Here is a 7952-nt window from a genome sequence, read left to right on the forward strand (position 1 = left end):
CTGAAAACCGCTTGATCGCTCAACGGTTTTCCGGCGCCGCTGCCAGCCAGGCCAGCAGCGCCTTGTGAAACGTCTGCGGATCCTGAATCTGCGGCGCATGGCCAAGCTCGGGAAACTCGATGAGCGTCGCGTGCGGAATCGCCCGCTGCGCGGCCTTCGCGAGTTCCGGGTAATGGCCGAGCTTCGCGCGCACTTCGGGCGGCGCGGCATCCTTGCCGATCGCCGTCGTGTCCTTGTCGCCGATCAGCAGCAGCGTCGGCGTCTTCAGCTGGCCGAACTCATAAACAACGGGCTGTGTGTAGATCATGTCGTAGAGCAGCGCCGAATCCCACGCCACCTGTTTCTTGCCGGGCCCGCGATACATCCCCGCCAGCATCTGCACCCACGGCTCGTACGACGGCCGCCACTGCCCCGCGTAATACGTGGCCTGCTCGTAGCGGCGAATGCCGTCCGCGCTCGTCTTCAGTTCGCGCGCATACCAGTCGTCGACGGATAACGACGGCACGCCCAATGCCTTCCAGTCTTCCAGGCCGATCGGGTCCGCGAGCACAAGCTGCTCCGTGTCCTGCGGATACATCAGCGCATAGCGAACGGCAAGCATGCCGCCCGTCGAATGGCCGATCATCGTCGCCCGCCCGATGCCGAGCGACGCGAGCAGCGCATGGGTGTTGCGCGCGAGCTGCTGGAAGCTGAACTGGTAGGCAGCGGGTTTGCTCGACTTGCAAAAACCGATCTGGTCCGGCGCGATCACACGGTAGCCCGCCGATGCCAGTTCGCCGATCGTCTGCTCCCAGGTTGCAGCGCAGACGTTCTTGCCGTGCAGCAGGACGACCGTGCGGCCGTTGGGCTTCGTCGGCTCGACATCCATGTACGCCATGTGCAGCGACTGCCCCTGCGACGTGAACGCGAAGTCGTGAACCGTGTGCGGATAGCTGAACCCTTCGAGTTCGGGACCGTAGGCAGGGCCATCGTCGGCCACGGCGGCGTGACTGAACGCAGCGGCGCAGCACACGGCAGCGAGAGCAGAAAGTTTGCGGATCGAGGTCATGAGCGAGGAGGCGTGTTGTTCGTCCGGTTCGTCGCCGGGTTGGTAGCCGCGGATTGGTAGCCGGTTTGGTAGCCGAATTGTTCGCCAAATGCGGAATCGGGTGCGGCGAGGTACGCAGCACGCACCGCCAGCGATTCTAGCGGCGCGGCGCAGCGCCCGCGCCCAGACACACTGATCCGCTCTGGCCTGCACGCGCGGCAAGCGCTTCGCTGCGGGCCGATACGTCCCCGCAAGAGGCCGTCGCAACACACCACCGCGGTACGCAACTTCAATGCGCACCGCCGATTCGCATGACGCGCCATTCGGTGCTAGAACAATCTATACAAGCCAATAAAAAAGCGTCAGCGAGCATCGGCGGCGTGCAGACAAAACGCGCACAAACGCAGACAAAACACACACAAACGCGCCGGTCAATCCGGGGGCACGACAAGGAGACAGGAGACATCCATGGAACCTCCGGCAAGCCTCAACGATCTGCAGCGCACGACGCTCGCGATCGTGCTCGCGGGCGGGCGCGGCACGCGGCTCGGCCCGCTCACCGACAAGCGCGTCAAACCCGCCGTCTACTTCGGCGGCAAGTTCCGCATCATCGACTTCGCGCTGTCGAACTGCCTGAATTCGGGCATCCGCCGCATCGCCGTCGTCACGCAATACAAGGCGCATTCGCTGTTGCGCCATCTGCAACGCGGCTGGGGTTTCCTGCGCGGCGAATTCAACGAGTTCCTCGACCTGTGGCCCGCGCAGCAGCGCGTCGAGGGCGCGCACTGGTATCGCGGCACCGCCGACGCCGTCTACCAGAATCTCGACATCATCCGCTCCATCGCGCCGAAATACGTGGTCGTGCTGGCAGGCGATCACGTCTACAAGATGGATTACACGCGCATGGTCGGCGACCACGCTGCAAGCGGCGCGGACTGCACCGTGGGCTGCATCGAGGTGCCGCGGCTCGAAGCGCGCGCGTTCGGCGTCATGGCCGTCGACGAGTCGCGCCGCGTGACGGGCTTCGTCGAAAAACCCGACGATCCGCCCGCCATGCCGGGCCGCCCCGACACGGCGCTCGCGAGCATGGGCATTTACGTGTTCAACACGGGCTATCTCATCAAGCTGCTCGAAGAGAACATCGCGATGTCGGCCACCGATCACGACTTCGGCAAGGACATCATTCCGCGCGTCGTCACCGAAGGCCATGCAATCGCGCATCCGTTCAGCCTCTCGTGCGTCAGCTCCGACCCGAGCGCCGAGCCGTACTGGCGCGACGTCGGCACCATCGACGCCTACTGGTCCGCAAACCTCGACCTCGCCTCGACGATCCCGGCCCTCGATCTCTACGACCGCACCTGGCCGATCTGGACCTACCAGGAGCAGTTGCCGCCCGCGAAATTCGTCCGCGACCTGAACGGCCTGCAAGGCTCGGGTACGAACCTCATCGTCTGCGGCGGCTGCGTGATCTCCGGGTCGCAGATTTCGCGCTCGGTGCTTTCGTCGAATGTCGTCGTGAAGTCGTTTTGCAACATTGCCGAGGCAGTCTTGTTGCCGCAGGTCACAGTGGGCGCGAGCAGCCGGCTGCGCAAGGTCGTGGTCGACCGCGGCTGCGCGATTCCCGACGGCACCGTGATCGGCGAGGATCCGGTACGCGATGCGGAACGGTTCTATCGCACCGAGAGCGGCGTCGTGCTGGTCACGCAGGACGCGCTCACGCGCGCGCAGGGCGCAACATAGCGGCAAGCTCGCCCGCGCACCGCGCATCCGGCCGTACATCCGGCCGTGCACCCGCCACACAGTAACGAGCCCGCAGCGAGCCTGAAACCGCCCCGAAACGCGTAGCAGAGCACCGAGAGGACACCCGCCCGATGACTATCCGCGTCCTGCACGTAGCCAGCGAACTCTATCCGCTCCTGAAGACCGGCGGACTGGCCGACGTCACCGCCGCCCTGCCCGCCGCGCTGATCGAACAGGGTGCGGACGCCCGTCTGCTGCTGCCCGGCTTCGCGGGCATCGCCGACGGTCTTGCCGATCTGCGTCCCGTCGCACGGCTCGAACGCAGCTTCGGCGCGCGCGAGGCGTCGCTCGAACTCGGCCGCGTACCGGGCAGCGATCTGCCGGTCTACATGATTCGCGCAGACGGTTTTTACGCGCGCCCCGGCAATCCCTATCTCGACGCGGAGCACGTCCCCTACGGCGACAACGCCCAGCGCTTCGCGCTGCTCGGCTGGACGGCGGCGCAGCTCGCGCAGCACATCGACCCTGCCTGGGCGCCGCAGATCGTGCAGGCGCACGACTGGCATGCGGGCCTCGCGCCCGCCTACCTGCGCGCGGCGGCGCGCGAGCACGGCCTGCCGACCGGACGCGCGCACGCGCGCTCGGTCTTCACGATCCACAACCTCGCCTACCAGGGCATCTTTCCCGCGCAGCAGTTCGGCAGCCTCGGCCTGCCCGCCGATTTCTTCGACATGCACGGCGTCGAGTTTTACGGTCAGCTTTCGTTTCTGAAAGCCGGCCTTTACTTCGCCGACAAGATCACGACCGTGAGCCCGACCTACGCACACGAGATTCAGACCGTCGCCCAGGGCGGCGGGCTCGAAGCCCTGCTGCGAGGCCGCACGCACGATCTCGTCGGGATTCTCAACGGCGTCGATTACGGCGTGTGGAACCCGGCCACCGACGAAACGATCGCCGCGCGCTATAGCGCCGATCACATGAGCGGCAAGCTGCGCTGCAAGACCGGGCTTCAGGCGCGCCTGAAGCTCGCCCAGAAGCACGATGCGCCCTTGTTCGGCGTAGTGAGCCGCCTCACGGAACAGAAAGGCCTCGACCTGCTGCTCGCCGCGCTGCCCGAGATCGTCTCGCGCGGCGGCCAGTGCGTCGTGCTCGGCACCGGCGACGCGAGCCTCGAACAGGGCTTCGCGCGCGCGGCGCGCCAGCATCCCGAATCGGTTGCGGTCGAACTCGGTTTCGACGAGGCGCTCGCTCACGCGATCGTCGCGGGCGCCGACGTGATCGCCGTGCCCTCGCGCTTCGAGCCCTGCGGGCTCACGCAGATGTACGCGCTCGCGTACGGCGCGCTGCCGCTCGTGCATCGCGTGGGCGGCCTCGCGGACACGGTCGTCGACGCATCCCTCGAAAATCTCGCCGATGCGCTCGCCACCGGCTTCGTGTTCGAGCGCTTCGAACCCGACGCGCTCACAGCCGCCATTCGCCGCGCCTTCGCGCTCTACGCGCGCAGCCGCGACTGGCGCGATACGCGCGAGCGCGCGATGCGCAAGGATTTCGGCTGGGCCGTGTCGGCGCAGCGCTACATGGCGCTCTATCGCGAACTCGTCTGACGCACGCGCACATCGACCGCACATCGACCGCATAACGCCTTTACGACGGCTTCGGCGCAACAGCGCCCGCACAAGCCGGTCGACTGCTCGTGCCCAATTCGGTTATCGTTGCTGCAATGCACTCTGCGTGCGATGCGCACGACGCGCTTGCTGCCGCAATAGCGCTGCAAACTCGCTGCCATGTTGCTGAAACAGCGCTGCCAGCGGACGCGAATCCAACGGATCCACCATGAACAATGTCCTGAGCATCCAGTCCCACGTCGTATTCGGCCACGCGGGCAACAGCGCCGCCGTGTTCCCGATGCGGCGACTCGGCGTCAACGTCTGGCCGCTCAACACCGTGCAGTTCTCCAATCACACGCAATACGGCCACTGGACCGGCAGCGCGATCGACGCGGACCAGCTGGCCAGCCTCGTCGACGGCATTGGCGCAATCGGCGTGCTGCCGCGTTGCGACGCCGTGCTCTCGGGCTACCTCGGCGCGCCCGACCAGGCGCAGGCCGTGATCGACATCGTGCGCGCGGTGAAAGCGGCCAACCCCCACGCGCAGTACTTCTGCGACCCGGTGATGGGCATGGCGAACGGCTGCAAGGTGCAGCCCGGCATCGAGGCATTTCTCGCCTCGCACATGCCCGAAGTCGCCGACGCGCTGATGCCGAACCACAGCGAACTGCAGCGCCTCGTGGGCCGCGAGATCGAGACCGCCGAGGAAGCCGTGGCCGCCTGCCGCGAACTGTTGCGGCGCGGCCCGAAAGTGATCCTCGTGAAGCAGCTGCTCGACCGCAACAGTCCCGCCAACCGTTTCAACATGCTCGTCGTGACCGAGCGCGAAGCATGGCTCGCGCAGCGTCCGTTCTATCCGTTCGCGCGCCAGCCGGTTGGCGTCGGCGATGTGACGTGCGCCGTGTTCGTCGCACGGCTCATGCTCGGCGACGCGCTGCGCCCGGCGTTCGAGCATACGGTCGCGGCCGTGAACGCCGTGGTCAAGGCGACGTGGGACGCGGGCCGCTACGAGCTGGAGATCGTCGCCGCGCAGGACCAGATCGCACGGCCGCGCGAGTGGTTCGACGCGTGGGCCGCCGATGCGGCGTGAGGTCGCGTAACGCGTGCGTAACGTGCGCGCGGAATCGCGTGACGTCGCGTTGCATGGCGTTGCATGGCATGGCGTGACACGGCGCGGCCTATAATGCGGGCCGCGCACGGTGCGCACCTTGATTGAAGATTGAAGAGATTGACCGATGTCCGACCCGATCCGCAGCGAACAGGAAGAGTATTTCGAGCAGCTTTGCCTTGCCGTCGATGCAGGCGAAACCCACGAACAGGAAGCGATCGAATACTTCGAGACGCAAAGCCACGAGCACGATTTCGACGCCGCGCAATGGCTCGATATCGCGCTGTATCACGCGCCTGAAGTGGCGCGCGGCATCATCGACTTCGTCGAAGAGAGCGACCGGGCGCGCAGCACGATTGCGCAGACGATCGCGGACAACCTCGACATCGCGTACGGCGACGACGACTGCGAGCGTTTCGCCACGACGCTGCGTTTCGCGCTCGCCAACGGCGTGCCGGTCGATTTCGACGTGGTGCTCGACGGCTGCAACCGCGCGCTGGACGACCTCGAAGACTGGGCCAACGAAGATACGAAAGCGCCGCTCGTGCAGCTGCGCGAAGCCGTGCTGGAAATGCAGGCGGGCTAATCAGCCGGGCCAGCCGGTGACCCGCCCGGCGCGCGCACGACGATCTGCGCGTGCGTATCGCGCTGGATGCGCACGAGTGCGTCGCGCATCTGCGCGAATTCCGCCGCCGAGCACATCTGATGGCCGAAGTGCGCCTCGAGGTGGCGCACGATCTGCACCGTGCGCGAGAGCGGATCGAACACGTAATGCGCCGCGTACGCTAGCGCGCCGCCCGCCTCTCCCACTTCTCCTTCCCCGCCCTGAACACTCACGTCGCGCGGCACATCTGTCACCCGCACGTTCGCTGGCAACTGAATTTGCGCAGATTCGTCGTAATCGCCGCTCACGCAGGCCCACGGCTGCGTGCGGTGCGGCTGCGCGAGCCAGGCGTCGATCTGCGTGGCGATCCCGCCCGCCAGGCTCGATAGCGCCGGCAGCGCCGTGGCGCCCTCGGGCCAGACGACATGATCGAGCGTCCCCTCGGTCGTCGTCGAGAACGGGCCGGACATCGCGTCGGGTGCGCTCGTCGTGATCTGTGCCTCGCCCGTGAGCCCGGTCAACCGCAGACGCAACATCGCGACCTGCTGCGCCTCCTTGCGCGTCGCGCGACGAAACGTGTTGCGCTCAGGCTCCGCGCCCGCGCCGTCGTCCTCGACGTGATAGCGGTACACCGCTTCGCCGTCGCGCCCCACGTCGATGGCGAGCCACGCGCTGCGTGCATGCGGCTGCGTCGCGGGCGTGCGAACCAGCACGCCATCGTCGACGAGCAGCGCCGGTCGATCCATCACACTCGCCGGTAGATAACCGAAGGCGACGCCGCCCGACGACGTGTCCGCGAACACGCCGAGATCGGGCAGCCACGCGATCACGTGGTTGATTGCATCGGCGCCGTAGCCGGGCACGCCGGGCAGCGTATAGACGGGACCGAGGTGCACCAGCGCCGCCTCGGCACGGATGCCCGCCGCCGCGAGCAGCGCGGTGAAAAGCGCAACGTGATCCTTGCAGTCGCCGTAGCGGTTGCGCAGGACATCGACGGCACGATGCGGCACCGCCTGGGTTTCGCCGAGGAAAAGCGCCACATAGCGGATATTCAGACGCATCCAGTCGTAGATGCGGGCCGCCGCTTCCCGCGGGTCGCGCGCACCGGCAGTGAGCGCCTGTGCGAGTGCGGCAATCGACGGATCGGTCGCGCTCGGGTCGGCGGCCGCCTCGCGATAGAGCGCGGCGAACGCTGCGAAGCTCGGCACCGTCGTCACCATCAGGCGGTCGCCCCAGTTCGCGTAGGCCACCGCGCCCGGTTCGAGCAGCGCATACGGACCGTGGCTGTAATCGAACGTGTAGCGCGTGCGTCCGTTCGCGGTGATCGGTGCGAGCGCAACGTAGCCGCGCGCGTCGACGTGCAGCGGCAGATCGGCGGGAAGGTCGAAGATGAGCCGCTGAAATTCGATGGGCTCGCCCGACGGTTCGACGAAATACGAAAACGCGCCCGCCTGCAGGGGTTTCGCACGGTGCTTGCTGAACGTGAGACGCACTTGCGAGCCTGGCCGCACGCCCGGGTAGACGACCGTGCGCAGCACGCCGTCCTGGAAGGTCGGCGCGCCCGCCGAGCGCGGCTCCTGCACGTCGCGGATCCCCTGTGGGCCGACCGGATGAACCGTGCCATCGGGGTCGATGGTCTGCGCCGATAGCGCCGTGATCGCTTCGACATCCTTATTGAACCAGACGTAGCGCTGCGCCACCTGATCGACGCCCGCTCGCGTGTTGGCGCGCATCACGTTGTCGTCGTGTTCGGCGATGGAGCCGTCTTGCTGCACGACGAACAGATGCACGTCGCGCACAATCGTGGCCGGTGCGGCGTCTGCCGAATTCGCTTGTTCCTGCGCTTGTTCCTGCGCTTGTTCCTGC

The 7952-nt window shown here is 66.8% G+C and carries 6 protein-coding genes; 4 read left to right on the plus strand and 2 right to left on the minus strand.

The window, feature by feature from the left end:
• Positions 1–19 precede the first annotated feature (19 nt).
• The gene (locus tag EPN59_RS06880) at positions 20–1048 is read right to left on the minus strand and encodes an alpha/beta hydrolase (protein WP_293039449.1); all 1029 of its coding nucleotides are present in this window, start codon (positions 1046–1048) and stop codon (positions 20–22) included.
• Positions 1049–1495: 447 nt separating this feature from the next.
• On the opposite strand from EPN59_RS06880, the gene glgC reads away from it, so the two are divergent.
• From glgC to EPN59_RS06900, 4 genes are all read left to right on the plus strand, one after another.
• Entirely contained in the window at positions 1496–2767 is a 1272-nt protein-coding gene (gene glgC, locus EPN59_RS06885; RefSeq protein WP_293039447.1) for a glucose-1-phosphate adenylyltransferase, read from the plus strand.
• A gap of 131 nt (positions 2768–2898) precedes the next feature.
• The gene (gene glgA / locus EPN59_RS06890) at positions 2899–4371 is read left to right on the plus strand and encodes a glycogen synthase GlgA (protein WP_293039445.1); all 1473 of its coding nucleotides are present in this window, start codon (positions 2899–2901) and stop codon (positions 4369–4371) included.
• 229 nt (positions 4372–4600) lie between these two features.
• Complete coding sequence (pdxY, locus tag EPN59_RS06895) at positions 4601–5464, plus strand: pyridoxal kinase PdxY (protein WP_293039443.1); 864 nt, start codon at positions 4601–4603, stop codon at positions 5462–5464.
• Positions 5465–5609: 145 nt separating this feature from the next.
• A complete protein-coding gene (locus tag EPN59_RS06900) occupies positions 5610–6068 on the plus strand; it encodes a hypothetical protein (protein WP_293039441.1) in 459 nt (152 codons plus the stop codon).
• Here the strand turns inward: EPN59_RS06900 and EPN59_RS06905 are convergent.
• On the minus strand, positions 6065–7952 hold a 1888-nt coding region (locus tag EPN59_RS06905), incomplete at its 5' end, for a DUF3857 and transglutaminase domain-containing protein (protein WP_293045752.1). The genes EPN59_RS06900 and EPN59_RS06905 overlap by 4 nt on opposite strands.

The organism is Paraburkholderia sp., assembly GCF_004298475.1.
Taxonomy (GTDB): domain Bacteria; phylum Pseudomonadota; class Gammaproteobacteria; order Burkholderiales; family Burkholderiaceae; genus Paraburkholderia; species Paraburkholderia denitrificans.

Excerpts from the sequence above, each read along its gene's own strand:
- EPN59_RS06880 (WP_293039449.1), bottom strand. The coding sequence starts at position 1,048 with ATGACCTCGATCCGCAAACTTTCTGCTCTCGCTGCCGTGTGCTGCGCC.
- glgC (WP_293039447.1), top strand. The coding sequence starts at position 1,496 with ATGGAACCTCCGGCAAGCCTCAACGATCTGCAGCGCACGACGCTCGCG.
- glgA (WP_293039445.1), top strand. The coding sequence starts at position 2,899 with ATGACTATCCGCGTCCTGCACGTAGCCAGCGAACTCTATCCGCTCCTG.
- pdxY (WP_293039443.1), top strand. The coding sequence starts at position 4,601 with ATGAACAATGTCCTGAGCATCCAGTCCCACGTCGTATTCGGCCACGCG.
- EPN59_RS06900 (WP_293039441.1), top strand. The coding sequence starts at position 5,610 with ATGTCCGACCCGATCCGCAGCGAACAGGAAGAGTATTTCGAGCAGCTT.